The 24,002-nt window shown below is 61.2% G+C and carries 19 protein-coding genes, 1 pseudogene and 1 riboswitch; of the genes and pseudogenes, 6 read left to right on the top strand and 14 right to left on the bottom strand.

Annotated elements, in window-relative coordinates:
* Window positions 1-30: 30 nt before the first annotated feature.
* Entirely contained in the window at window positions 31-1,335 is a 1,305-nt protein-coding gene (locus tag KU884_RS04175) for an MFS transporter (RefSeq protein WP_167781437.1), read from the bottom strand.
* A gap of 716 nt (window positions 1,336-2,051) precedes the next feature.
* Window positions 2,052-3,431, bottom strand: a complete 1,380-nt coding sequence (locus KU884_RS04170) for an IS1380 family transposase (RefSeq protein WP_167781436.1) — start codon at window positions 3,429-3,431, stop codon at window positions 2,052-2,054.
* A 371-nt stretch (window positions 3,432-3,802) separates the two neighbouring features.
* On the opposite strand from KU884_RS04170, the gene KU884_RS04165 reads away from it, so the two are divergent.
* Both KU884_RS04165 and KU884_RS04160 read left to right on the top strand, forming a co-directional pair.
* Window positions 3,803-4,159: a DUF1622 domain-containing protein gene (locus KU884_RS04165; protein ID WP_167781435.1), complete on the top strand. Its 357-nt coding sequence runs from the start codon at window positions 3,803-3,805 to the stop codon at window positions 4,157-4,159.
* A gap of 298 nt (window positions 4,160-4,457) precedes the next feature.
* Window positions 4,458-4,784, top strand: coding sequence for a hypothetical protein (locus tag KU884_RS04160; protein ID WP_254432167.1), 327 nt, complete (start codon window positions 4,458-4,460; stop codon window positions 4,782-4,784).
* 309 nt (window positions 4,785-5,093) lie between these two features.
* Here KU884_RS04160 and djlA read toward each other — a convergent pair whose 3' ends face one another.
* The 4 genes from djlA to KU884_RS04140 all read right to left on the bottom strand — a co-directional run bounded on the left by djlA (window position 5,094) and on the right by KU884_RS04140 (window position 9,683).
* The gene (djlA, locus tag KU884_RS04155; protein ID WP_167781433.1) at window positions 5,094-5,849 is read right to left on the bottom strand and encodes a co-chaperone DjlA; all 756 of its coding nucleotides are present in this window, start codon (window positions 5,847-5,849) and stop codon (window positions 5,094-5,096) included.
* A gap of 309 nt (window positions 5,850-6,158) precedes the next feature.
* Window positions 6,159-6,698, bottom strand: a complete 540-nt coding sequence (locus KU884_RS04150) for an outer membrane beta-barrel protein (protein ID WP_167781432.1) — start codon at window positions 6,696-6,698, stop codon at window positions 6,159-6,161.
* Between the two features lie 598 nt (window positions 6,699-7,296).
* Window positions 7,297-8,013 carry a Rid family hydrolase gene (locus KU884_RS04145; RefSeq protein ID WP_167781431.1) on the bottom strand — a complete coding sequence of 239 codons (717 nt, stop codon included), beginning with the start codon at window positions 8,011-8,013 and terminating at the stop codon, window positions 7,297-7,299.
* Window positions 8,014-8,051: 38 nt separating this feature from the next.
* Window positions 8,052-9,683 (bottom strand): flavin monoamine oxidase family protein, encoded by a 1,632-nt coding sequence (locus tag KU884_RS04140; protein ID WP_167781430.1) that lies wholly within the window; start codon window positions 9,681-9,683, stop codon window positions 8,052-8,054.
* Between the two features lie 293 nt (window positions 9,684-9,976).
* On the opposite strand from KU884_RS04140, the gene KU884_RS04135 reads away from it, so the two are divergent.
* A complete protein-coding gene (locus tag KU884_RS04135) occupies window positions 9,977-10,225 on the top strand; it encodes a hypothetical protein (RefSeq protein ID WP_167781429.1) in 249 nt (82 codons plus the stop codon).
* A gap of 128 nt (window positions 10,226-10,353) precedes the next feature.
* Window positions 10,354-10,629, top strand: coding sequence for a transposase (locus KU884_RS04130; RefSeq protein WP_167781428.1), 276 nt, complete (start codon window positions 10,354-10,356; stop codon window positions 10,627-10,629).
* A gap of 195 nt (window positions 10,630-10,824) precedes the next feature.
* On the opposite strand, the gene istB is transcribed toward KU884_RS04130, so the two are convergent.
* Complete coding sequence (gene istB, locus KU884_RS04125) at window positions 10,825-11,565, bottom strand: IS21-like element helper ATPase IstB (RefSeq protein ID WP_167781427.1); 741 nt, start codon at window positions 11,563-11,565, stop codon at window positions 10,825-10,827.
* A pseudogene (istA, locus tag KU884_RS04120) lies at window positions 11,552-13,074 on the bottom strand (IS21 family transposase). Before istA ends, istB begins: the two are co-directional and overlap by 14 nt.
* Before the next feature lie 236 nt (window positions 13,075-13,310).
* Here istA and KU884_RS04115 point away from each other — a divergent pair.
* Window positions 13,311-14,666 carry an IS1182 family transposase gene (locus KU884_RS04115; RefSeq protein WP_167781426.1) on the top strand — a complete coding sequence of 452 codons (1,356 nt, stop codon included), beginning with the start codon at window positions 13,311-13,313 and terminating at the stop codon, window positions 14,664-14,666.
* A gap of 345 nt (window positions 14,667-15,011) precedes the next feature.
* On the opposite strand, the gene KU884_RS04110 is transcribed toward KU884_RS04115, so the two are convergent.
* From KU884_RS04110 to KU884_RS04085, 6 genes are all read right to left on the bottom strand, one after another.
* The gene (locus KU884_RS04110; protein WP_167781425.1) at window positions 15,012-15,200 is read right to left on the bottom strand and encodes a DUF1289 domain-containing protein; all 189 of its coding nucleotides are present in this window, start codon (window positions 15,198-15,200) and stop codon (window positions 15,012-15,014) included.
* A 466-nt stretch (window positions 15,201-15,666) separates the two neighbouring features.
* Window positions 15,667-16,908 carry a D-amino acid dehydrogenase gene (locus tag KU884_RS04105; RefSeq protein WP_167781424.1) on the bottom strand — a complete coding sequence of 414 codons (1,242 nt, stop codon included), beginning with the start codon at window positions 16,906-16,908 and terminating at the stop codon, window positions 15,667-15,669.
* Window positions 16,909-17,070: 162 nt separating this feature from the next.
* Window positions 17,071-17,168: riboswitch (glycine riboswitch) on the bottom strand.
* Window positions 17,169-18,113: 945 nt separating this feature from the next.
* On the bottom strand, window positions 18,114-19,118 hold the full coding sequence (gene cydB / locus KU884_RS04100) for a cytochrome d ubiquinol oxidase subunit II (RefSeq protein WP_167781423.1): 1,005 nt from the start codon (window positions 19,116-19,118) through the stop codon (window positions 18,114-18,116).
* Window positions 19,119-19,123: 5 nt separating this feature from the next.
* Entirely contained in the window at window positions 19,124-20,539 is a 1,416-nt protein-coding gene (locus KU884_RS04095) for a cytochrome ubiquinol oxidase subunit I (protein ID WP_167781422.1), read from the bottom strand.
* Between the two features lie 260 nt (window positions 20,540-20,799).
* Window positions 20,800-21,405 carry an FAD-dependent oxidoreductase gene (locus tag KU884_RS04090; protein WP_167781421.1) on the bottom strand — a complete coding sequence of 202 codons (606 nt, stop codon included), beginning with the start codon at window positions 21,403-21,405 and terminating at the stop codon, window positions 20,800-20,802.
* Between the two features lie 404 nt (window positions 21,406-21,809).
* A complete protein-coding gene (locus KU884_RS04085; protein ID WP_217351410.1) occupies window positions 21,810-22,391 on the bottom strand; it encodes a MarR family winged helix-turn-helix transcriptional regulator in 582 nt (193 codons plus the stop codon).
* Between the two features lie 90 nt (window positions 22,392-22,481).
* Between KU884_RS04085 and KU884_RS04080 the strand changes: the two genes are divergently transcribed.
* Window positions 22,482-23,993, top strand: coding sequence for a YdiU family protein (locus KU884_RS04080; RefSeq protein ID WP_167781419.1), 1,512 nt, complete (start codon window positions 22,482-22,484; stop codon window positions 23,991-23,993).
* Window positions 23,994-24,002 lie beyond the last annotated feature (9 nt).

Below are 24,002 nucleotides of genomic sequence, written 5' to 3'. Positions count from 1 at the left end.
TCATCGCAGTCAGGGTGAGTCCGGCGCCGCTCACACCGCGTCGGCGCGCTGCTGGTGACCGTAGGTTTCCCGGGTGAATGCGAGCAGGACGACGGAAGCGGCCGTCCAGACCAGCATCGCGGTGAAAGCCCACTGGTAGGTGGCAAGTGCGTAGACGGGTGTGCCGTCGATCCTGCTGCCGTCCCAGGCGCGTTCCAGCATCCGGCCAACCAACGGTTGCAGGATCATGGGTCCGACCATGACGCCCATGTTGATGAGCCCGGCGCTCGTGCCGGCGAGGTGTGGAGGCACCGACTCCTTGCCGAAGGCGAAGGAGACGATCATTGCCCCGGACGCCAGCCCGATCACGATCAACAGGCCGAGTAGCAGCGCACGCGGCAGATCGGGGATATGGATGACCAGCAGCCAACCGGCCAGTAGCGTGATGACGCCAGCCAGATAGACGCTTTTGCGTCGTTGCAGGTGGTCGGCAAGGGCGCCGAATGCGGGCCCCCCTGCAGCCCAGGCCAGCAGCAATACCGATGTGTAAACGGCTGCCTCGTTGGCCGACATTCCGTAGTGCTTGGTGAGGAAAGGAACGCCCCACAGGCCGGCGAATGTGAGAAGGGGGCCGACCACGCCGCCGGGAATGACGACCAGGAGCCAGGAGTTCCGGTAACGGAAGACGTTCAGAATCCCCCGCAGGATTCCTTCGCTCTTGGGTGGCTGGGCATCGGTGGGGGCGTGGCTTTGATAGCCGTAGGCATTCGGATCCTCACGGACGAACCATGCGATGAGCACGGCGATCACCAGCGTCGCCCCGGCAATGGCGATCATCACTGGCCGCCAGCCGAATGCATCCACCCCCAGGCGCAGGGGCACACCAGCGGATACCGCCCCAATCATCCCTACGCAAAGGGCCATGCCGCTGGCCAGAGCGAAGCGGCGCGCATCGAGCCAGTGAGCCGCTAGCTTGAGCATGCATACAAACGCCACCGCCACGGAGGCACCGATCAGAGCGCGGCCGGCAGCCGCCATCGCGAAACCGGGCGCGAGAGCGAACATAATCGCGCCAACGGAAGCAATGAGGGCACCCCAGCCCAGTAGCGGTCGCGGCCCTAGACGATCTGCCAGGATGCCGGTTGGTACCTGCATGGCAACGTACGTGTAGAAGTAGAAGGCCGACAGGCCTCCCAATCCCGCTGCGCCCAGGCCGAAATCGCGCATCAGTTCGTCGGTAATGACCCCAGGAGCGACCCGGTGGAAAAAGCCAGCGAAATAGAGCGCTGCGCCAAGCGCCCAGATAAACCATGCGAGCCGCAATGGGGGTGGCTGGCTGAAGTCATTTCGGGTCATGGATCGACTACTCGTCAGGGGTGTCCGTACGAAGCCATGCAAAGTCGGCAAGCATACAGCGGTTATGCGGCAGCTGGCACCTTGCGCGGGAAGGGGCTGGATTCACAGCTCCGTGCCAAGGCACGAATCGAGAACCTATCGGAAGGCGAACGGATCGCTACTGTTATCCGCGAGAGGCTAGGGGAGGGCTGGCATGGTTCTTCGCGACCGCTTTGGGGTGGCTGGGATGATCTACCTTGCATAGAGGATTTCCCGTCCATTGAGGAACTGCGCGACGACCTCGCCGAGGATAGTGAGCGCGAGCCCATTTGATGTGTGTGCACCGGGGCTCTTCATTCCCTCCCAGGGGCGGTGAAGGTCGGCCTCAGGAAAGCTAATTTGAGGAGGGCTTCCTTGCAAGCCGCGTGACCGCACGATTCCGCCTGATGACGTCGCTCAAGTTTGTTTGCCGTTCCTGATCTGCGTCATCACGGACATGACCCCGCGTAATTCATGAGGCTGCGTGAGGTCATGCTCACACGGTGCCAGATGGTGCCGCTGGGCAGGTTGATGGGGGAGGCAGCGGTCAGGGTAGTGCCGAAGTGGCCTGACCGACCCCGCTCATTGGCCACATGAGCCGTTATGAGAGCCCGTTTCCCGAGATGCAGACGAGCCTGCCCGTCACCGGGGATTCCCAGTGGGGTGTTGTGGTTGTCGTCGGCAGCTTCGGTGCGTCGTCATGCGGCCAGTCGCCATCGGTGACGCCTCCCCAGGAGCTTGCGCCACAGCGTCGCGGCGCGACGCTCCAGGATCATGTGCAGCCGGCGTGCATGACACTGCACATGGGCTGCGGCCTTGAGCACGCGCTCGCGCAGCCGTCGCAGGCTCCAGCCCTGTCCCGTGGCCGCCTCCATCTGGGCGCGCAGCACGTGCAGCAGCTCATAGGCGAGCAGCCGCAGCGACAGCAGCGCCTGCGCCCGGGCGAAGACCTCGGCCTCACTGGCCCGTCCCCGCGAGGTGCACGGCAGCGAGGTGCCGATGGTGTCCTTGAGCTCGCCCATGTGCCCCTCGGCCTTGCCACGGCGGCGGTACAGCGCCAGGACCTGCTCGCCGCTGTGGGTCGAGGCGGGCAGGTTGGTGACGATGTAGAAACACCTGCGAAAGAGCTCCGCCGGGTGCTCCTGGATGACCATGACCACCCGGCGCTTGCGCTGCCAGCTCTCGGCCCCGTAGACGGTCTCCTCGGTCCACTCCCGGGGCCGCTCGGCCGGGCGCCCCGGTCCGCGCCGGCGGTGCGGGTCGAAGTGGCGGTCCAGCGCGGCATTATCGCGCAGCCGCCCCAGGTAGCCGATCCCGGCCTGGTCCAGCGCCTCGAGGGTGGCGCCATCGGTGAACCCGGCATCGAGCCGGCAGCACACCTGCCGGGCCAGGCCGCGCTCGCGCAGAGTGGCGACAAGCTGCGGGATCCACGCTGCGGCCTGCGCGCCAGGGGCGGCGTTGCCGGGGCGCAGCAGACCGCCCAGCATGTCGCCCGTCTCGGCGCACGAGGCGATCAGCGGGTAGTGGATCCGGTCACCGACATGGCCGTTGTGCTCACTGCCTGGCTGTTCACCGTGGGCAGTGAGCGGGAGGCCGTCGACATCGACGGTCATCACAGCCGCCGGCGGTGCGCCGGCTGCGGCCCGCCGCCGCGAGGCAAGCTCCAGCGCCGCGGTGTCGATCACCGCCTGGTTGGCGGGCTGGGCGAGGAGGTCCAGCAACCGCGAGAACGTGGACTGCGAAGCCAGCGTCTTGCCGGCGGCAGCCATACCACGCCGGTCACTGCCGGCGAGGGCGAGCAAGGGGTCGTCGCGCAACCGTTGCGCGTCACTCTGATCACCCCAGCCCTGGGCGATCATGGCAACGGCCTCGCGCAGCAGCTCCGGGAGTGAATGCACGACACGCTCCGGGCAGCGCGGGTCGTGCAGTCGCCCGACGAGGTGGTCGATGAGGCCGGTCTCATCGAGGACTTCGCGCAACAGCAGGAAACCGGCATCGCCGCTGAGACGCTCCGAGCGCGTCTCCACCCGCACGGAGCCATTGAACGACGGCTCGAACAGCGATAGCGTTTCACCCATGGCGCAGCGTCCCCTCTCTTGATCAATGTCGTCACAACACTGATTTTGAAGGGATTACGGCGCTGCGTCATCCTCTTTCTACCCTGCCGATGAATTATGCGGGATTCCAGCTGGAAGGCCGTTGCCACAGAACTCGCGCTGTCCCATGAGGCTGTCTACCCGGCGCTGGCACGCTTGGAACGTGAAGAGCTGATTCAGCGAAAAGGGAAAGGCGTCTGGCTGACTTAGCTCGCAATTTCAGAGGTCGCGGTTAAGGCAAGGTAAAATCCGACGAGTGCGCTTTACAGGACAATTAGTCGGCGCGCCACAGGTCCTGCTGTAGAATCTGTCCATCTGTCGGTGGGGCACTGGCGCTGTCGAGAATCACTCTTATGCAGACGTTTTTCGTGGTTGTCGAGACTATCGCATTTGCGATTGAAGCCCTTGGCGTCGCTGTGATGCTATTGGGCTTTCTTGTGGCGGGAGGGCACTATTTCGCTACGCCGAATCGATTCAGCGACCATAAAGCCTACGTCCGCCTGCGTCACTCGATCGGGCGCTCCATCCTGCTTGGCCTGGACCTGCTGATTGCTGGTGACATCATCAAGACAGTGGTGATCTCAGGCTCCGAACTGTCCGATATCATGGTGCTTGCCGCCATCGTGCTCATACGCACTTTTCTAAGTCTGACGTTGCACCTCGAACTCGAAGGTCGTTGGCCATGGCAAGGCACGGAAGACGAGCGATAAGAAGTAGCAGATTCCAAGCCTGAGCTATCACTCCTGGCTGTTTTCAAGGTCCGCTTTCGCTACCAGACCACACGAGAACGTCCGATTGAGCCGGGCAATGTCAGGAGGGCGGCCTCGAACATCTCTTGTGAAACAACGCCTTTACGGGAACATTAGTATGACAACGAGTTCAACATCGATCCTCCCTTTACGGGGTGGTTGCCAATGTGGGGCGGTGAAATTCGAGTTGCACAGTTGGCCAACTAAGCCCCATGTCTGCCATTGCCGAATGTGCCAAAAGGCATCCGGCGCTCCGTTCATGGCTTTCGCTGAACTGCCTTTGACCGATATTGTATGGACGCGCCTGCAGCCGTCATGGTTTCGCTCCTCAGAAGCGGTTGAGCGCGGCTTTTGCTCGGCTTGCGGCACCTCGCTTCATTTTCGCTACGTGGGAGGCGACAGAATCGACATCGCGCTGGCTTGTCTTTATCGGCCAAACCTCATCGTGCCGGAGGAGCAAGTGGGTTGCGAGGGCCGTCTCCCTTGGCTCGATGTCTTGGAGGCGTTACCCGCCTCGACAACCGAGGCGTCTACACCGGCCGAGGCACTCAAGAAGTACGCCTCTCGTCAGCATCCTGACGAATAGCCGTAACGTCGCAATCAGGTCCAACGACAAATACTTGCTTCTTCGCGGATTAGCGTGAACGCGGCTGAGTAGGGGGCGGTAGCCCGATGGGTTAGATTTCGGTGGGACACCACTCCGACCGTCAAACCCACAGGACCACTGAACCGTACCCGCTTTCCCAGAGGCTCGTTGGTGTGAGTCGCATCAATACCGAAAGCGGACTTCCGTTTGTGACGAGCCACCGGCAGCTCAGGGTCGACCAGCGACCCGGGCTCGCCAGGAGCAAGCACGTAGGCGTTCTCCGGCAAACCCGGCTGGGTTGCCTATGGCCTACGCCAATTGGCGGGCTACCTTGATGCGCTCATAGGCGGCGGCGATCTCGCGTGTCTTCTCCTCGGCCACCTCCCGCATGGTCTCCGGGAGGCCCTTGCTCGCCAGCTTGTCCGGATGGTTCTCACTCATCAGACGCCGATAGGCCCGCTTGACCTGGGCATCGCTTGCCGACGGGGAAACACCCAGCGCCGCATACGCATCATCGAGCTGCTCCTTGCCGGACGAGCCGCTGGTGGATGCCCGGAGCAGCGATTCGAGCCGCGCCACGTCGTTCTCGGAGAGCCCGAGACCGCGGGCTACGCGCACGAGCATCTCATGCTCGGCCGGATCCACGTCGCCATTGGCGGCAATAGCCGTCAACTGGAGCTGGAGAAAGGTCTGCAGCATCGGGCCGCGGCCACGACAGAGCCGGGCCAGCTTCCTCACTTCTGCGTCGAGGGCAAAGTCTGGCGCCTTGCCGCGCTCGAACGCTTCCTTCGCCGACTCCCGCTGCTCGGGGGAAAGATGAAGGCGCTCGAACAGCGCCTCGGCAGCCTTGATCTCGTCGCGGCTGACAGCCCCGTCGGCCTTGCACAGCGCCCCCATGACGGCAAAGGTGGAGTCTAGGAACTGGGACTGCACCTTGGCCAGGCCGCGTCGCAGGGCGCGCCGGAGGATCCACCGGGCCAGGTATCCCACTCCGACACCGACAATAAGCCCCGGGAAGCCCCCAACCAAGAGCCCGATTACACCACCAATGAAGATCAGTAACATGCGGGAAGGGTAACAGACCCGTCTATTCCGCAGCCCCCTGCGAGCGGCGCCAAAGGCTGAGCCCAGGCTCGCCAGTCAGCCATATGAGAGTACGCCGCCGCTTCCAGTTGCGCGGTTTGCGCAAGATAGGAAGCCGCGCCGCTCGGATCAGCATTACTGGCATTCCCCGACCCCTTGCGGACCTTCGCTCCAGAGCCAGCAGTGCCTGCTCGTCGTGAAATTGTGCAAAGAAGGCCGTCAAATGATTGGTTGGCATTCGCCATTTATCCGTGCGTGTCACATGGTGCCAGTCACCACATCATTTCTCTTTTAGAATCGGTATAGTGCACCAGCAGACAGGCCGGCACTCATGTAGGTGTTCCCTTGCACACTGCCCCATTGGAGGATTCCCAAGTCTCCATAGAAAGCCCACCCGTCCGGGTCACCTAACTCTAGGAATGAACCGAATGAGACGCCTGTATCTGATTCTGTTCGAGTGGACCCGAAAGCGCTGAACTCGATCTCACCCATCGAAAAACCGGCGTAAGCGCCTAAACGAAATTTTTGGGTTACCGGAACAGAAAAGGTCGCCAAGAACTGCGCCGCGCTGTTTAACTGGACTTCGACGCCACCAAGGGTGCCCGAGCCACCGGAACTAAATCGCCCCTCAAAGCCGACGAAGTCATTGAACCGGTACCCTCCGCGAAGTTGGCCACCAAATCCTTCCGCACTTCCTCGCACAGTTTCGTCTACGTAGGACCACAATAGCCCGCCTACCCCTATGTACCCTCCGGAATAGTCACGGTTCTGGTCGGCAGCGACTGGTAGAGAAAAGGCATACAGAAAAACCCCGAGCACAATAACGCGCATGGCACCCCTACCTCCCGCCCCTAAATGTTTGTTCTGGTTTCAGGGTGACACCACAAGACCGAGTGAGCAAGGAAGTATTCGTTTTCCTATATGTTCTGGGTTTTTAGTGCCACGTTGGTGGGCCTGCTGCTGACCTTGCCCGGCCGAATTGGACAAATTTAACCCATCCGAGAGCAGACCTTCGGGATGCGTCAACCGATGTCAGCTCTGGGTCGACTATCGATAGCCATGCTCCCGGCGGCTTGAGCCGCGGCGTAAGGGTCACTGTCCGACCCTAAGCCGCCGGTGACTCTCCACAAACGGAGGTCCGCTTTCGGTATGGCGCGACTCACACCACTTAGTCGACGCGGACGAAACCGGTATGGTTCAGTTTTTGGCGGCGAGTGAAACATCCCAAGGCGAGTGAGGGGAGTCTGTTCTGGCGGTTCCTGTTCCTCAGTTTTAGCGGATGTAAAAAAAGCCCGGAACTTATGACCTGATCCTTTGTCTTTGTTGTGGCCGATCCGAGCTCGATTTATGAAGAATTACTCGTATAACTCCAGCAAGAACCGCCGCCAGTCACTTGCTGGCGGCGGTTTCCCGGCCACATTCGCGAGAATCAGCGGCCACCGCCGCCATGCCCTTGGGGATTCCCCTGTCCCCGGGGCCTTGTATCACCCTCCTGTGCGTAAGCCGCCACGGCTTCGATCTCCACAAGCCAACCTTCAACGGGCAGCGTTGCCACCTCAATGTTGGAGCGGGCAGGCCGAGTCTCGTTCACAACGATCGGGTCATAGTCATCAATCGGCTGCCCAGTATCGCGATCCACGTTTGCGAAGTACCTCCGATATGCACGATTCCAGCCGGCGTAATCCGCACGATCTGCTCCCTCGGGAGCCTCGAGATAAATCCTGAGGAAAATGACATCTTCAAGAGATAGCCCATTTTCCTCCAAGTCCGCCTTGATTCTGTTTACCACATTAAGTCCTTGTGCTTCTGTGACTGTGATATCGGCCGGCAGTTCCTCACCGCCCGCGAAGCCCTCAATCACTTCGGGATCTACGAAAAATTCCGGATCCGGAAACTCCGTGCCGGGATTGTTGCCTCCTGCTGGCCCAGTACCTGCCGTGTAGTACGTCGCGACGTTTTTCCCTATAGAAACGCCGCTCGCGAGAAATGGATCTGGGTTCTGAGATCCATCATCAAGTGGCGGAATGAAGAATTCGATCTCGTTGGGCCGAGGTTGCTCGGCGAGCGAGGTTGCCGGAGCTGTGCTCACCATAATTACAGTGAAGATCGAAGAGAAAATGATGGCCGAATTGAGGTTATTCATCATAGCGTTTACTCCGTTCATTTATCATTTACTTGATTGAGTTATGCCCGATCCCTCTCTGCTACTTCCATAACTACCTTTCTAGCCGAGTCAAACGCCCCGGCTTGCCAGGCAATGTAGTAACTGAGGTGGTCTCCCGCGAAATGGACATTCCCGGCGGGCTGATTCAAAAGTTCATAAGCAGGAACGCGCTCCCCTCCAGTTGTGGGCCAGAATACCCACCCACCTTCACTAAATGGTGTTTTGTTCCAGGCGACAGACACAGAACTCGCCAAATACCGCCGGTAGGCTGGCCCATGGATTTTTTCTCCACGGCTCAAGGCTCTTTCCTGTCTTTCTAACGGCGACAGCGCAGAATATTCATCATGCGCGCCTCCGAAATTATAGTAACCTATAACTACACCTCTGTCAGATAGATAATCATTACTCGGATACCAGATCGTATTTACGTCCATGTTCGTGTTGGTTATTCCTCCAAGAATCCTTTCATCTTCTTCCCAAAAACGTTTGTTGTATTCCAGGCCAATCTTGCCCGTTGAGAGAGGAGTGGGCACTTCAAGCGCTTGCTTCACCGCATTCGAAAAGTTGGAATCAATTTTTTTGAGTATTTGAGGTGGTATGGTGCAAATGCAGTATTTTGCATCGATTTCACGTTCTTGACCCTGCTGACCTCGCCCCCTGCCCCTGCCAAGGGAGCGACTGTAAACCACTTGGACCCCATCCTCGGTATTGTAAATGCCACTTACCTTCGCGCCATATATCGTCCGTGTTCTTGGCCGTATGGCCTCTTCAAGTGCATTGGGGATTGCGTCCATTCCGCCTACAGGCTGGAACATCATCATGGCTTGATTCCAACCGAATTCAAACGAAAAATTCAACCCGAACTCTGAGCGTAGCAAGTCCCCGAAGTTAAACGGCGGCAGGTCGATCTCGCCGGGCTGCAGCCCGGCAGACGGTTCCTTACTGTAACCGCGACGCGTGCTTCCTGTGTAGAGCTTATCCTCCGTGAGGTCGCCGAAGTTTCTGAGAAAGTCAACTAATAATTCTTTCTCATTGGCAGTCAGTGGCAGATCCAAGGCGGCCTGGTCGGTGGCCTTGGCAAGCATTTGCGAAATATATCCGTACAGGTCAGATTTAGCAGTCCGGTGTCGCACGGGTTGACCGGAGAGCGCGCCACTGTCGTTGAAGTAATAAGCATCAGCATTCTGATTAACGAACGGCTCCAAGGGGACACCGAGCTCACGACAGTATTCGATCGTTGTATGATGCTGCGGAATGCGCGCCGGACCCATGTTCATGTACTGATTGCCGGAGAACTGGCATGTCTGTGTGGTGCCGTCCGTTTCAGTAAAGCGATCGCCACCGCGTACCGTCCAGTTTCTTCCGCCAGACCGCTCACGGCCCTCGAGAAGGGTGACACTGTACCCGGCTTTATTGAGTTCATAGGCGGCGGTGAGGCCGGCAATTCCTGCCCCCAAAACGACGACTTCCGATCCACGGCCATGGCCGCTCGCAGGTGGAACCCAATTGGGTGTTTGAGCGCCGAGAGGTGGCGCGAATAACCCCAGACTCGCCATTGCCTTGTACATTACTCCTGTGCCGCCGGCGGCACCCAGCGCTGTCAAGAACTGGCGGCGAGAAACGTTTGATTCGTAGCTGTCATTTGCAGACATGATGGCTCCTCTCACTGTATTTTCTGCCCGGCTGCTAGATCCCAACGAGAGGATCAAGCCCTCCTGAAGAAAGTCAGGCACCCCGACAAGGCACCTGTTGAACGGATCAAGCAAACAACGTGCCAGAAGGCTAAAATCTTGAAAAAAGGAGGAAAATGGGTCGGGATTTAAAGGTTGATGCACCCGGTTAGCGCGATCGGAGGGTTGTCTGCACCACGACGTGGCGAGTTACTGGGTAGAGGGAATCAGTTTGCGACGCGCCGGACGCCAAGACGCTTTTGAAGTTCCGTCGGTTGTCGGAGCGCTACGGTCTGACGCGCAACATCTTCGAGGTGATCAACGCGCACCTGGCTGAGCAGGGCCTGATGCTGCGCAAGGTCATCGTAGATGCCACGCTGATTGCTGCGCCGCCGTCGACGAAGAACCGGGACGGCAACGCCCGCGAGCCAGAGATGCACCAGACGAAAAAAGAGAATCAATATTACTTCGGCTTGAAGACGCATGTGGGCCGCGATGCCCACAAGGGTTCGTTCACTCGTTGAAGGGCACGGCGGCCAACGTGGCCGACGTCACCCAGGCGCATCACCTGATCCACGGTGCCGAAGAAGACGCCTTTGGCGACTCGGGTTAGCAGGGCGCGGACAAGCCCGCCGAGACGGTTGGCACTAACGTGGACTGGCACGTTGCCATGAATCGGGGCCAGCGCCGGGCGCTCACGAAAAGCAGTCTGGATCGGATGCGTGAAGCCACTGAGACGGCGAAGGCGAAAGTGCGGGCGGGTGGCGAGCATGCCTTCCATGTGGTCAAGAACCTCTTCGGCCATCGCAAGGTGCGCTACCGCGGCATTGCCAAGAACGAAGCGCAGCTCTACGCGCTGTTCGGGCTGAAGAACCTGGTGCTTGCGCAGCGACGAGTGCCAGCCCTCCAGGGGAGAAGTCCGTTCTGAGGGCGGAAATGAGGGCGGCAAAGCCGCCCCGACAAGCACAATCAAGCCGAGATCGGTTCTGCTGCGACCGAGATCCGCTTTCGGCGACACGATTTGAGCGCTGAGAAGCCATGAGATTCAGCGCTTCCTTTGCGTGTCAATGGCCATTTATTTTGACCCGTTCGTGGCCAACAACTTTGACCCGGGTGCCGGTGACTAGCCGGCGGTTTTCTGTTTGAGTCGGTAGCTCTCGCCTCCCAGCATGAAGATGTGTGAGTGGTGGATGACGCGGTCGATGATCGGCACCGCGACGTTGTCGTTGTGGAAGAACTCGCCCCAGTCGGTGAAGTCCTTGTTGGTGGTCAGGATCACCGAGCGATACTCGTAGAGGCTGTGGATGAGCTGGAAGAGGTTGTAGCGTGCCTGGCGGCTCATGGGCAGGTAGCCGAGCTCATCGATGATGAGTACATCGAAGCGTGCCAGGTGGCTGATCTTCTTCTTCAGCTCGCCTTTCATCTCGGCGAGTTCGAGTTCTTCGACCAGGGCTAGGGCGTTGCGGAACGCCACCTTGTAACCGGCCTCCAGGGCCTTCCGGGCGATGCCGATGGCCAGGTGGGTCTTGCCCACCCCGGGCGGGCCGATGAACACCAGGTTCTCGCGGTTATCCACGAAGCCGAAGTCGAGCAAGGCGTTGACCTGGCGCTTGGTGATCGTGGTCTGGTGGCGGTAGTCGAACGCCTCCAGACGTTTGTCGCCAGGCAGCCGTGCCTTGCGCTGGTTGGCCTGCAGGCGTTTGGCCTCGCGGGCGTGCTGCTCGCGCTCAGCGAGCAGATCAGCGAAGGCGAGATACGACAGCGCGTTGTCCTCGGCCCGGGCGAGCAGATCCGGCAGCTCCGTGGCCACGGCACTGCAGCGCAGGCTACGGTAGCGCCCTGCGGTGTCCTCAAGCCGGCTCATGGGTCACCTCCTGGTGGCCGCTGGGGCGGCCAAGGCGGGCGTACGCCTCCAGCCCCGTGTCGGGCAGCCGCGAGGCGGCTGCGGTCCCGGCGGTATCGTCCCGTCCGCGGGCATCGGCGCGCTCGCTGGCCTCGAGGTAGTGCTTGACGGTGCTGGCGCTGGTGCCGGGGCGGTCGGCGAGTTCCGCGAGTAGCCCGGCGTCGGCCTGCGGATAGCGGCGCAGCAGCTCCCGGACGCCACGCAGTTGGTCCTTGTAGATCCGCGGGTCGGTGGCCTTGAGCTGGCCACAGAGTTGCTCCCCCAGGGCGCTGCCCAGACGGGTCTGGATGCTCGCCTCCAGATCCGCCACGCGCTGCGCGTGGTCGCGGTAGTGGTGGGTGTTGCGCACCGTCTCGCCCTTGCCGGCGCACAGTCCATGGGTGGCGACCACTTCGCCGGTCTCCAGATCCATGACGTGCAGCGTGCTGCCGTCATCAACGACCCCGACGCGGCCCTGCTGGTAGCGCATGGGCACGGAGTACTTGTTCGCCCGCCAGGCGATCAGCCCCGTCTTGTCGACCTTGCGGACCGTGGCCGCCGGGTCGACGGCGGTGAGACACCGGGGCGTGAGATAGGCACGCAGATGGGCCCGCTCCTCGGCCTCGAACAGCTCCCGTGGCGCCCGACCGGTGGTGCCGTGGCAGCGCTCGTTGGCCACCGTGTCGAGCCAGTGTTGCAGGTGGCCGCGCAGTGCCTGCTCATCGGCAAAGGTCTCGCCGTAGAGCCCGTCGCCCTTAACGTATTTCACCCCCGCCTCGACCTTACCCTTGCTCTCCGGGTCATAGCCCTCGCAGGCGTGGATGCGCACACCGGCGGCGGTGGCGTAGGTATGGAAGCGCTCGTTGAGGGTGAGCTCCCGGAACTGCTCGCTGATGACCACCATCTTCGTCTGGTCGTACACGCACTCCTCGGGCACACCGCCGAAGGCGCGGAAGGCCTCGTCGTGCATGTGCATGAACGTCGTCGTGTCGATGGGTCGCAGCGACACCCCCACGTGCATCAGCCGTGAATAGGCGAGCACGAAGACCACGAAGTAGACCGTGCGCCCCTCGCCGCCGATGACCACCCGCGCAGCTCGCCGGGGTCGACCTGGCACTGCACGCCCGGCACCAGATCCAAAACCGGCTCATAGTAGCGCTGCTGCGCCGTGGCCACCGTGCGCTTCATCTGCTGGACATACCGGCGCAGACTGCGCTCGGAGACGTCCAGGTCACCGAGCTTCTCCCGCAGCTTGCGGGCGATCTTCACCGCCGTGAGCCGCGGATAGCGATCCAGCAGATAGGCGATGTAGTCGCGCTGGAGATCCAGCCGCTTGGTGCGCGAGCGATCCGACTGCAGCGCGCACACCGTCTGTTCGTCCATGCGCAGGTACTTGCGCACCGTGTTCCGCGACATGCCCAGCTCCTGGCTGATCGCCCGGATGGACAGCCCGCGGCCGTCGTCGTAGAGCCCCTTGATCTTGTGTATCACAACCCACCTCTTCACTGCCGCGCCCCTGCCGCCTCAGTCGAGGCCGGGACGCTACGCATGTCTGTGGCCCAACGGCCACCCGAAGGTGGGTCAAAACTGTTGGCCAGCAGGGGGTCAATTTACTTGGCCGTTGACACTTTGCGCCAAACGTTACAACATATCGCTAGCAGTCTGTCGGATTTCCGACCGCGCCATGGGATAATTGTGTGGTCTGCCAGTGCTACGGGGAAGTTGCCATGAACCGTTTCATCCCGGTCGACCGCCAGACCGATTACTTGCTGCCGCCGTCGGTGGATGACTGGTTGCCAGAGGACCATCTGGCGCGGTTTGTGGTCGATGTGGTCGAGCAGCTCGATCTCTCGGAGCTCACGCGCCAGTACGCCGGCCGTGGGCGCAAGGCGCACCACCCCTCGGTGCTGCTGAGCCTGCTGGTCTATGGGTATGCCACGGGCGTGTTCTCCAGCCGCAAGATCGAGCGTGCGACCTACGACTCGGTGGCCTTCCGGTATCTGGCGGCCAATACCCACCCGGATCATGACACGCTGGCGACGTTCCGCCGGCGCTTTCTCCCGGAGCTGGAGGGGTTGTTCACGCAGGTGCTGGTGCTCGCACGGGAGATGAAGCTGCTCAAGCTCGGCACCATTGCCCTGGACGGAACCAAGGTCAAGGCCAACGCCAGCAAGCACAAGGCGCTGTCGTATGGCCATGCTTCGCGGGTGGAGGAGCAACTCAAGGCCGAAGTCAAAGCGCTGACCGAACGTGCCGAGGCCGCCGACCGCGATGAGGCGGGTGATGGTATGGACATCCCCGAGGAGATCGCCCGGCGTGAGCAGCGCCTGGCCGCCATCGCCGAGGCCAAGGCGACGATCGAGGCGCGGGCCCAGGAGCGCGATGACGCCGAGCAACAGGCCTATGAGACGAAGCAGGCCGAGCGCGAGGCGCAGCGTCAGGCCGGGACACCGCCGCGGGGGCGCGAGCCCAAGCCCCCGGAGACTGGCCCGCGGGGCAGTGACCAGGTCAACCTCACCGATGAGCAATCGCGCATCATGCCGGTAACTGGCAAGGGCTTCGATCAGTGTTATAACGCACAGGCGGCGGTTGATACCGACACCGTGCTGGTCACCTATGTGCATGTCACCCAGGCGGCCAATGACAAACAGCAGCTCGCGCCGCTGCTCACTGGGCTGGCGGCCTTGCCGCCGGGGTTGGGGACACCGCGCCACCTGCTTGGCGACACCGGCTACTACAGTGCCGCGAACGTCCACCAGTGCCACTCCCACGGGATCGAGCCGCTGGTGGCCATCAAACGTGACGCGCACCACCGGCCGGTGTTCGAGCGCTTCGCCGCCGACCCGTCGACACCGGACACCGATGATCCGGTTGCGATCATGGCCCATCGCCTCGCCACCCAGGCCGGGCGTAGGCTGTACGCGCTTCGCAAACACACGGTTGAGCCAGTGTTCGGCATCATCAAGCAGGTGATGGGCTTTCGGCAGTTATCCATGCGCGGGCTCGATCAAGCCCGTGGTGAGTGGCGCCTGGTGACCATGGCCTGGAACATCAAGCGGATGCACCGCCTGATGGCGGCATGAGGGGCAGCAGTCCCAAAGACCGACGAGATGCGCCTCTCGGGCGCCGGCACAGCAGAGTTGAGGACGTGAAAGCCATCGACCGGAAGGCCGATCGTCTCACGCCCCGCAAACGACTCTGCGCCGCTCAAGCGAGTTCAAATCCGACAGGCTGCTAGGGCACCCTCCTGGGCTGGTGGAGGAGAAATCGGGGCTCTATCCCGCCGCTACGAGCGAGTCTGCTAAACCGTGGATTCCATCGGATGCGGTCGACAGCTTCTGAAAGCGGACTGTCGCAGAGACTGAGTGACTGGCGGCTTCGGGTCGCTGCTAGCCCTCGAGGGTGGCCACAGCGGCCTGATTCCGGCGTCAGATGTCAAGTGAAACCGGCTTTGCTGCGGCTGAAACGGCACTCGCCGCGGCGAGCCTGTCCAGAACTCGCTGACGCTCTGCGTTACTCATTTTGGACCACTGCGCGATTTCCTCGAGCGTGCGGCCGCAGCCGACACACGCGCCGTTTTCGATCTTGCACACCTTGACGCAGGGACTTTCTGCCACGTTTGCTCCTGATCGTGAGAGTTGAGTGTATGAGGTACCTTGTTCTAAAAGGCTGCTGAAATTAAAAGCTGTAGACCCGATCGCTAGCGTAACGCCAACAGCACAGACCTCTCGCGCTGCCGTCTCTTTGACCTCAGGCCGGCAGCTTGTCAATCAACTTTCTGTTTCGATGAGACGCTCACGGAGGTTTTCTACCTCTGTGCCAATGAGGATCAAGTTGGGGTGGCCGTCTTCTGTCACGGGTTAGAGTTTTCGACATCGCCCTTTTGCCCCAAAACACCACGTTACTAGCGAAGTTGGAACTGGCTGCGTACCTTCCGAAGGAAGGCTCTTGAACCAATGATCGACCAGCGCAGCCTCGGCGCTCTCGACCGAGCGCTCATACATTACTAAGGCGGCTTTCGCACCCCCGGAGAGCAGAACGCCTCCGGCAGAAGGCAAGATCGACCATAGGCTCGCCGACATGTCAGCCATAGGAGACAAGATTCAGGTTCGACTGAGCCGAACCTGTTGTCATGACAGCATCCGCGACCAGTTCGGCAGTCACGGCAGACAGCGTCCAGCCAAGGTGGCCATGGCCCGTGTTGTAGAACACGGTTGGCTGCGTGCCCCTGCCAATGCGCGGCATCATGTCCGGGAGCATCGGGCGCAAGCCTGCCCAATGAACGACCCTGCGGGTATCCACTCCGGGGAAGCACTGCTCGACCCAACGGATCAACGGACGAATGCGGTCGTGACGGATATCGCGATTGAAACCGTTGAACTCCGCCGTCCCGGCGACCCGGAACCGGTCTGCTCCCAGCCGACTCGTCACCAGCTTGGCCTCATCGTCGAGCAGACTCACCCATGGGGCCGCCTGCTGGGAGGCGGGATCGTCCAGGTGCACGGTAATCGAATAGCCCTTGACAGGATAGACGTTGACCCTATCTCCGAGCTTGGCTCCCAAACTGCGACTCCCGACACCGGCACAGACCACGAGTGCATCGTATTCATCTCGGCCCTGCCCATGACGTACCCAGGCGCTGTTGGCGCTCGCTCCGACATCATGCACTTCGACCCCGTAGCGGATGGTGGCACCGCGCCGTTGAATGGCGGAGGCAAGGCCTTGCGTAAACTTGTGAATATCACCGGTGGCATCGGTTTCCGTGAAAAAACCGCCGTGATACTCGCCAGCGAGGTTCGGCTCAAGGGTGCGCATCTCCTCTGGCGTGACGGGCCGACGCTCCAACCCGCCTTTGGCCAGCAGCGCGGAGACGCGTTGCGCATGGGCGAACCCCTGCCTGGTGCGGTAGATATGGAGAATACCGCGGCGCTGCAGATCAAACTCGATTCCCTCGTCTGCGGCCCACTGGAACAGGTGATCACGCGCCGCGATCGCGAGCCGCGCCGTCTCCGAGGTGTTATGGGCGTAACGAGGGATGGCTGCCATGAACTCGGCGAACCAGCTCAACTTGTGCCAGGAGGGCTTCGGGTTGACCAACAAGGGGGCGTCCGCACGAAGCATCCAGCGCAGCCCCTTGAACACCGTGGGCCAGTGATTCCAAACCTCCGCGTTAGACGCCGAGAGTTGGCCCCCATTCGCGTAGGAGGTCTCCATCGCCGTGTACCGGTTGCGCTCATAGAGTGTGACGTCGAAACCACGCTTGAGCAGAGAGTAAGCCGTGGTGACCCCCGTGATCCCTCCGCCGATGATGGCAACACGCTGCATCGCTCTGTCTCCAGACGCGTCGGGTTGACCTCGCCACCACGCGGTCGCGAGCACCCCTTCCGTCATGGGACCTGAGAGATTCACGGGCGATCGCAATGACGAGGCCGCTTGCTCCTTCGGTGGGCCAGCGGACGCTTTCGCCGGCCACTCTACGGAATCATCAACACCACAGCGGTCCGGTAGCCTGAGAGTTTCCGGGGTCGTTGCTCCTTCGGCGCCGGTGCAGCGTCGCACGCACCGATCTCTCCCGCTGTGGTTTACCTTCGCTTGGCACCGCCGAATAAGTATTGGCGATTCGCTATCTTTATACCATTCTTTTACACGTTTTGTACACCCACCCCGAGTATGGGAACGCCTGCCCTGCGGACCGTTTGTGCGCGGTCTTCGGCGGACGCGGACCGCCCTCACAAGGTCAGATGCCCTCCCGAGTAGCCCATCTTCAGTGACTGAGAGGGCCATTCAGATCACAAGCTCATTCATCCGGGCGTGTTGACAGCATTTAGGCCATGGGTGGACAGGGGAGCATAAAGTGGTCTGTGACTCAGGGAGGCCAAGTGAGTCATCTTCCATCTGCTGCGCTGGCAGCAAATCTGTGCTTGAGCCTATGGCCAGTGATCGGCTAGCGAAGGGAGCTTAAAGCAATGGATTGACGGAAAGGATGTGCGGGTGTACAATAATTGTACAGGGTTGAGACATGAGCAAGCTGGAGAGCCTAAGCCTCCCATGCTGTCGCCATTGTCTGCTCTGCTTGGGAGTGGGTGGCAGCACCTCAACGAGATGCTGTAGCTGACCTCTCATGGATTCGCCGGTTCTTATGACCGGTCTGTTTCTCCTCCAGGCGACTCCCAAGTCGCCCTTTATGCCCCCTCGCCCGAGGGGGTTTTTTTTGGCCTCTCGGGGCGAGGATCTGGTTCGTATTGTAGTTTCAGTGAACTGTTTGGCAAGGATTATTGATGCTGCGGCGCAATACCCTGTCCTCATGGTAATAAATGCAGCGGGCAGGTCGGTATACCCCGGTCACCCTATAGGGGTGTATTTGAGACTCCCGTAGTCCCAACCCGCTGAAGAGCGGAGGTTGGCTTAGACTAGTTCAGGGACGGCGATCGCACCCATTTGCCGGGGTTGCCATCCAGTCTGCGAGGCTACTGCCCCGACGTTACAAACGTTCGTAACATGGGGCAGTGCTTTCTTCTTGATACAGACCACTAATGGTACCCGCCGGAATGCGCGGACACCTTGCCGCGGAACACCCAGTAGGTCCAGGCCGTGTAGCCCAACACGACAGGGGTGAGGAATAGCACGCCCAGCAGGAGGAATAGCTGGCTCGCAGGCGCAGAGGCCGCATCCCAGAAGGTGTGATCCGGCGGCACAGCCAAAGGCCACATGCTGATCAGCAGACCGATGTAGAACATGATGAACAACACCATCGTGGCCACGAACGGCACACCTTCACGACGTTGCTCGATGGCCTGCCAGAGCCAGTAGGCCGCGCCCACTGTCACGAGAGGGAATACCCAGAGCCACTCCAGATTCCCGAACCAGCGCTCCATGACTCGGACCTCGGCCAAGGGTGTCCAGATACTGATGATGACGAAGAACACCATCACAGCGAGCAACATGCGCCTGGCCACCGCATAGGCCCAGTCCTGCAGCGGACCTTCGGTCTTGAGCACCAGCCAGGTGGCGCCGAGGAGCGTATACCCACACACCAAGGCCAAGCCCGTCATCACGGTGAACGGGGTCAGCCAGTCTAGCGGCCCACCGACGTAGGTGAAGCCATAGGTCTCGAAGCCCTGGATGTAAGCGCCCACCACGGCACCTTGGGCGAATGTCGCTACCAGCGAGCCACCAAAGAAGGACCAGTTCCATAGGTAGCGTGACCGGTTGGCCTTGAACCGAAACTCGAAGGCGACACCGCGGAAGATCAGGCCCGCCAGAAGCAGGAATACACCGATGTAGAGCGCAGGCAGGAACACGGCGTAGACCAGCGGAAAGGCTGCGAGAAGCCCCGCTCCACCGAGGATCAGCCAGGTTTCATTGCCGTCCCAGACCGGCGCCACGGAGTTCATCATCGCGTCGCGTGAGGCTTCATCGGGGGCGAAAGGGAAGAGAATCCCCACGCCCAGATCGAAGCCGTCCATGAGCACGTACATGAACACGCCGAAGCCGATGATCAGAATCCAGATCAGCGTCAGATCAAGCAGTTCCATGTCGATTAACCTCGCTCGCCACCGGTGACCGGGTTGTCATTGAGGGGTGTTCCCACCGCCGAGAACGGACGCTTCGGCCGGCCCTCGCTCTGAACTGGCGCGGCCTCCAGGGACTCCGGTCCGGCCTGGATAAGACGCACCAGGTAGTAAAGCCCCGCCGCGAAGATCACCGCATAGACCAGGATGAACCCCACCAAGGTGAACAGGGCCATGCCGCCGGTGAGCGAGGGAGTCACACCCTCGGCAGTGCGCATGACCCCATAGACGATGTATGGCTGACGGCCAATATCAGTGACGAACCAGCCCGCCAGCACCGCAACGAACGGCAGCGGAATCATCCAGGTGAACACGCGCAGCAGCCGTGTGGACTCGAACAGGCGTCCGCGCAGCCTCTGCACCAGCGCCACGGCGGCGACGGCGATCATCAACAGTCCGATGGCGACCATCACCCGGAAGCTCCAGAACACGATCCCTACCGGCGGTCGATCCTCGGCAGGCCACTCCTTCAGCCCGGGGACTTCTCCCTGGAGATCGTGAGTGAGGATAAGACTGGCCATGTTAGGAATAGCCACTTCCCAGTGGTTGGTCTCGTTGGCCGCATCCGGGATCGCGAACAGGATCAGCGGGGCGCCCTCCTTCGTCTCCCAGGCTCCCTCCATGGCTGCGACCTTGGCAGGCTGGTGCTCGAAGGAGTTGAGTCCGTGCCAGTCCCCAACCAGAAGCTGCGCCGGAGCAATGATGGCGAGGAGCACAACCGTCATCCCAAGCGCCTTCCGATTCAGCTCAGGAGCGCGGCGCCGGAGCAGATACCAGGCACTGACACCGGCGACAACGAATCCCGCGGTGAGGAATGAGGCCAGTGCCATATGGAAGAACCGCGGCCAGAGTGACGGGTTGAAGATGGCCTCTGCCCACGACGTGACGTGCAACAAGCCGTCGCGCATTTCAACTCCGGCCGGCGTCTGCATCCAGCTGTTGGCCGATAGAATCCAGAACGATGAGATGAACGTGCCCACCGCCACCATGCAGGCGGCGAAGAGGTGAACGCCCTTCGGCACCTTATCGCGGCCGAACAGTAGCACCCCGAGGAAGGTGGCCTCCAGGAAGAACGCGGTCACCACCTCATAACTGAGCACCGGGCCGAGGAAGTTGGCCGAAATATAAGAGAACGCGCTCCAGTTCGAGCCGAACTGAAAGGCCATGACGATGCCCGACACCACGCCCATGCCGAAGACTACGGCGAAGACCTTGGTCCAGAAGCGTGACAGAGTTGCGTAGACAGGATTCGAGGTTCGGTAGAACAACCCTTCAAGCGTGGCGATGTAGGCTGCCAAGCCAATAGTAAAAACCGGGAAGATTGCGTGGAAGGACACTACAAACGCGAACTGCACACGGGAGAGCAGCAGCGGATCAAGTTCCATAATGGCCACCTATGGTATGAAACGGACGCCAAGACAGGACTGTCTACTATATCCTAAGTTATAGTACCAGTGGAATCACCAGACGATATTGACTTGGGTCAAAGTCATCACCGTGCGAAGGGCCGTGCCCCAGCTGGTTGATATTCTCGGAGCTGGGGCGTCGCGCTCATGGCTGCGCAGGGAGATAGGCTCTTCCCGGGACCTCGACCGTCTTAATGCCTTGAAGTGTAATGTTACGGGTGAATTGCGGAGAGAACCTCCTACGTTACGCGAAGGAACTCCGTAATCACCTCAAGGCCATGGACAAAAAAAGCGTCTTCGCCGGCGAACTCTCCGCCGGTGTCGAACCAGTGTGCCGACAGCTGGTTCAGACTCGGGCAATATTCGTGCTCGATGGAACTGTTTAACAAAAGACCAAGTAACTGACTCGATGCCCTCGAGGGCGCGAGCCTTTCCTCAAGCGGCCGAATCGCGTCCCGTACTGACACGTCCGGGTCCCGGTCCTGAGCGCGCTCCACCAGACGGTCCACCTCGATCGTGATTTCCTCGAGCAGTACTTCCTCGGCGTCGGTGATCACGGCGCCAGCCGCATTGAACGTCGTTGTTCTGTCCGCACTCGTCCGCAAGCGTTCTGCCTGGAGGTCGTCCGCGAGCGCAGTGATGGCATTCCCTTCGATGCCATGGATCCATGTCGCGCCCAGATCCACGGGCATGTCCGGCCAATAATGACTCGTCCATATTCGACCGCCGATGCGATCACGCGCTTCCAGCACAAGGACCTCATGACCGTGAGCCTGCAACTCCTTGGCCGCGGCAAGGCCAGCGATCCCCGCCCCGACGACAATGATCCGTTTTCTGCTCGACATCGCTCCGCGGTGTCCCGTCCAAGGTGTATAGGGGCTATCTTGCCGCTTTCGGGCCAGAGGATACCGAGAACTCAGGTTGTCCTGCAGACGTTCTAAGGCCTCGACGTGACGCCGCACCGCAGCCGTCCCCGGGTCACGTACTCGAATGCCGGCTGTTCCGGCCAATACGTGACGCCCCCGGAGCGCGTCCGTCGCCATCCGGGACGTCGGCCTGTCGCGACACTCGCATACAGCCCGGGAGCAGGCAGGAAAGAGGTAGGAAACCCGGAATGCCTTCCAGGAGTGATCTACGCTGACAGGTGGCGGGTGCAACGCGCCATCAACACGTCGTGGTGCCCCCTGTCGAAGAGCCGCTGCAAGTTCGAATCCACGGTCCAGACTAATCGATAGCCCGTCTAGCGGCGCTAGACCTGCGTGTCTGGCAGGGCACTGTCTGGGGTGAAGGCGTAGCACAACTGTTGCGCGTCCGATCGGCCTACGGGTTCCCCCGTCACCCGGCAGACAGCACCTTGGCTTCCCCTGTCATCACGATACCCACAGTCGGCGCAGACACCGAACGTCGGCTCGCCGCACTGGGTGTCCACATGCGCGGTGATACGTCGCATCACGTCTTCTAGGGCTCGCCGCTTTGCCGGGGGAAGCATGTCGATGGCGCGAACCAGAGCGTCGGCAGGGTCTCCCATGAGCGCCTGCTCTCCCTCGGTGGTCAAGTGCAGCTCCTTCCTTCGTCCGTCTGCGGTGCTGTGTTCGCGTCGCAGATAGCCTTTCTGCACCAGGGATTTCACGGTCTGTGACGCAGTGCCGCGGGTGGTGCCGTGGTAGCTCGCGAACGCGGACGGCGTACGCGAGAAATCATTGGCGCGGGCGAAGAAGCGCAGCGCCGCCCATTGGGCAGCGGAAAGCGACGGGGCGCGGTGGCTGCCCGAGGCAAGATTGGCCGCGTGGATGATCAGATCTGCTGTGAGTTCAGACGTGTTGTCGCTCATGTCCATATGATAGCGAAACACTACCGAATTGAAACCAGTCTATGCCTTTGGTAATGTCGAAACGAAATCAAAAGACAGGATCCATGCATCATGAGCGCACACGAACCCTCGATCGCCGCTCCCGAGCAAGAGCCGGTGCGGCTGCGGTTCGACAATACCTATGCGCGGCTGCCCGAGCGCTTCTACGCCCGCTGTCAGCCGGCATCGCCGGCGGCGCCGGCAACGGTGCGGTTCAATCGTGGGCTGGCCACGGAACTGGGGCTGCCTGATCTGGAGCGTGCCCGGATCACCGGGATCTTCAGCGGTTGGCAGCTCCCGCAGGGTGCAGAGCCTATCGCGCTGGCCTACGCCGGCCACCAATTCTGTAACCTTGTTCCTCAGCTAGGGGATGGGCGCGCCCTGTTGCTCGGCGAAGTCGTCGATCGCAACGGTGTTCGCCGGGACATTCAGCTCAAGGGCTCGGGCACCACGCCTTTCTCCCGCGGTGGCGACGGTCGCTGTCCGATCGGGCCTGCGATGCGGGAGTACCTGGTCAGCGAAGCCATGCATGCCATGGGCGTGCCCACCAGCCGTGCCCTGGCGCTGGTCAGCACGGGTGAGAGCGTGCAGCGCGAGACGCACCTCCCCGGTGCGGTCATCACCCGGGTGGCACAGAGCCACGTCCGTGTTGGCACCTTCGAGTACTTCGCGGTGCGTGGGGATGTCGAGGCCATACGGATTCTGGCGGATTACGTGATTGACCGGCACGGGCTGGTCGGAGACGACGGCGAAAACAGGTATGTCGCGCTTCTGCGTGAAGTGGTGCGCCGGCAGGCGGCGTTGGTCTCTCTGTGGATGAATATCGGGTTCATCCATGGCGTGATGAACACCGACAACACCACGCTGATCGGCGAGACGCTGGACTACGGCCCCTGTGCGTTTCTTGATCACTACGAGGCCGGCGCCTGTTTCAGCTTCATCGATCAGGGTGGTCGCTATCGCTACGAGAATCAGCCGGCCGTGGCGCAATGGAATTTGATGCGTCTTGCCGAGACCCTGCTGCCGCTACTCGATGACGATCAGGACGCAGCCATCGAACAGGCGCAGGACGTCGTCGGCTCTTTCCCAGCGCTCTATGAACGTGATCGCCTGCAGGGCATGCGCCGCAAGCTTGGCCTTTTCAGCGAGCATCCTGACGACGCTGTACTGGTGGATGAACTGCTCGCGCTTCTGGAGCGCCAGCAGGTGGATTACACGTGTTTCTTCCGACGTCTGAGTGACACTGCTGTCGAGCCGAACCTGGATTCGCCGGTTCGGGCCCTGTTCAGTGACCCGGATGGCTGGCAGCAGTGGTACACACGCTGGCTGGAACGCCTGCAGCAGGATCGTGGGCGCAGCACCGAGCGCATGCGTGCCATGCACCGGGTCAATCCCGCTGTCATTCCGCGAAACCATGCGGTGCATGCTGCCATCCGGGCGGCTGAGCGCCACGGCGACCTGGCGCCGTTCCGTGAGCTTCTCTCGAATGTGACTCAGCCGTTCACGGATCATCCGGAGAACGCTCCCGGTGCGCGCCCACCGCGAGCGAGCGAGCGCGTGTTGCGCACCTTCTGCGGCACTTGAACGCGAGCC

The sequence above is a fragment of the Aquisalimonas sp. 2447 genome (genome assembly GCF_012044895.1).
Taxonomy (GTDB): Bacteria; Pseudomonadota; Gammaproteobacteria; order Nitrococcales; family Aquisalimonadaceae; genus Aquisalimonas.
Note: the sequence above shows the minus strand (reverse complement) of the source record. Positions and strands in the feature narration are given on the sequence as shown.

Excerpts from the sequence above, each read along its gene's own strand:
- KU884_RS04175 (WP_167781437.1), bottom strand. The coding sequence starts at position 1,335 with ATGACCCGAAATGACTTCAGCCAGCCACCCCCATTGCGGCTCGCATGG.
- KU884_RS04170 (WP_167781436.1), bottom strand. The coding sequence starts at position 3,431 with ATGGGTGAAACGCTATCGCTGTTCGAGCCGTCGTTCAATGGCTCCGTG.
- KU884_RS04165 (WP_167781435.1), top strand. The coding sequence starts at position 3,803 with ATGCAGACGTTTTTCGTGGTTGTCGAGACTATCGCATTTGCGATTGAA.
- KU884_RS04160 (WP_254432167.1), top strand. The coding sequence starts at position 4,458 with ATGGCTTTCGCTGAACTGCCTTTGACCGATATTGTATGGACGCGCCTG.
- djlA (WP_167781433.1), bottom strand. The coding sequence starts at position 5,849 with ATGTTACTGATCTTCATTGGTGGTGTAATCGGGCTCTTGGTTGGGGGC.
- KU884_RS04150 (WP_167781432.1), bottom strand. The coding sequence starts at position 6,698 with ATGCGCGTTATTGTGCTCGGGGTTTTTCTGTATGCCTTTTCTCTACCA.
- KU884_RS04145 (WP_167781431.1), bottom strand. The coding sequence starts at position 8,013 with ATGATGAATAACCTCAATTCGGCCATCATTTTCTCTTCGATCTTCACT.
- KU884_RS04140 (WP_167781430.1), bottom strand. The coding sequence starts at position 9,683 with ATGTCTGCAAATGACAGCTACGAATCAAACGTTTCTCGCCGCCAGTTC.
- istB (WP_167781427.1), bottom strand. The coding sequence starts at position 11,565 with ATGAGCCGGCTTGAGGACACCGCAGGGCGCTACCGTAGCCTGCGCTGC.
- KU884_RS04115 (WP_167781426.1), top strand. The coding sequence starts at position 13,311 with ATGAACCGTTTCATCCCGGTCGACCGCCAGACCGATTACTTGCTGCCG.
- KU884_RS04105 (WP_167781424.1), bottom strand. The coding sequence starts at position 16,908 with ATGCAGCGTGTTGCCATCATCGGCGGAGGGATCACGGGGGTCACCACG.
- cydB (WP_167781423.1), bottom strand. The coding sequence starts at position 19,118 with ATGGAACTGCTTGATCTGACGCTGATCTGGATTCTGATCATCGGCTTC.
- KU884_RS04095 (WP_167781422.1), bottom strand. The coding sequence starts at position 20,539 with ATGGAACTTGATCCGCTGCTGCTCTCCCGTGTGCAGTTCGCGTTTGTA.
- KU884_RS04090 (WP_167781421.1), bottom strand. The coding sequence starts at position 21,405 with ATGTCGAGCAGAAAACGGATCATTGTCGTCGGGGCGGGGATCGCTGGC.
- KU884_RS04085 (WP_217351410.1), bottom strand. The coding sequence starts at position 22,391 with ATGAGCGACAACACGTCTGAACTCACAGCAGATCTGATCATCCACGCG.
- KU884_RS04080 (WP_167781419.1), top strand. The coding sequence starts at position 22,482 with ATGAGCGCACACGAACCCTCGATCGCCGCTCCCGAGCAAGAGCCGGTG.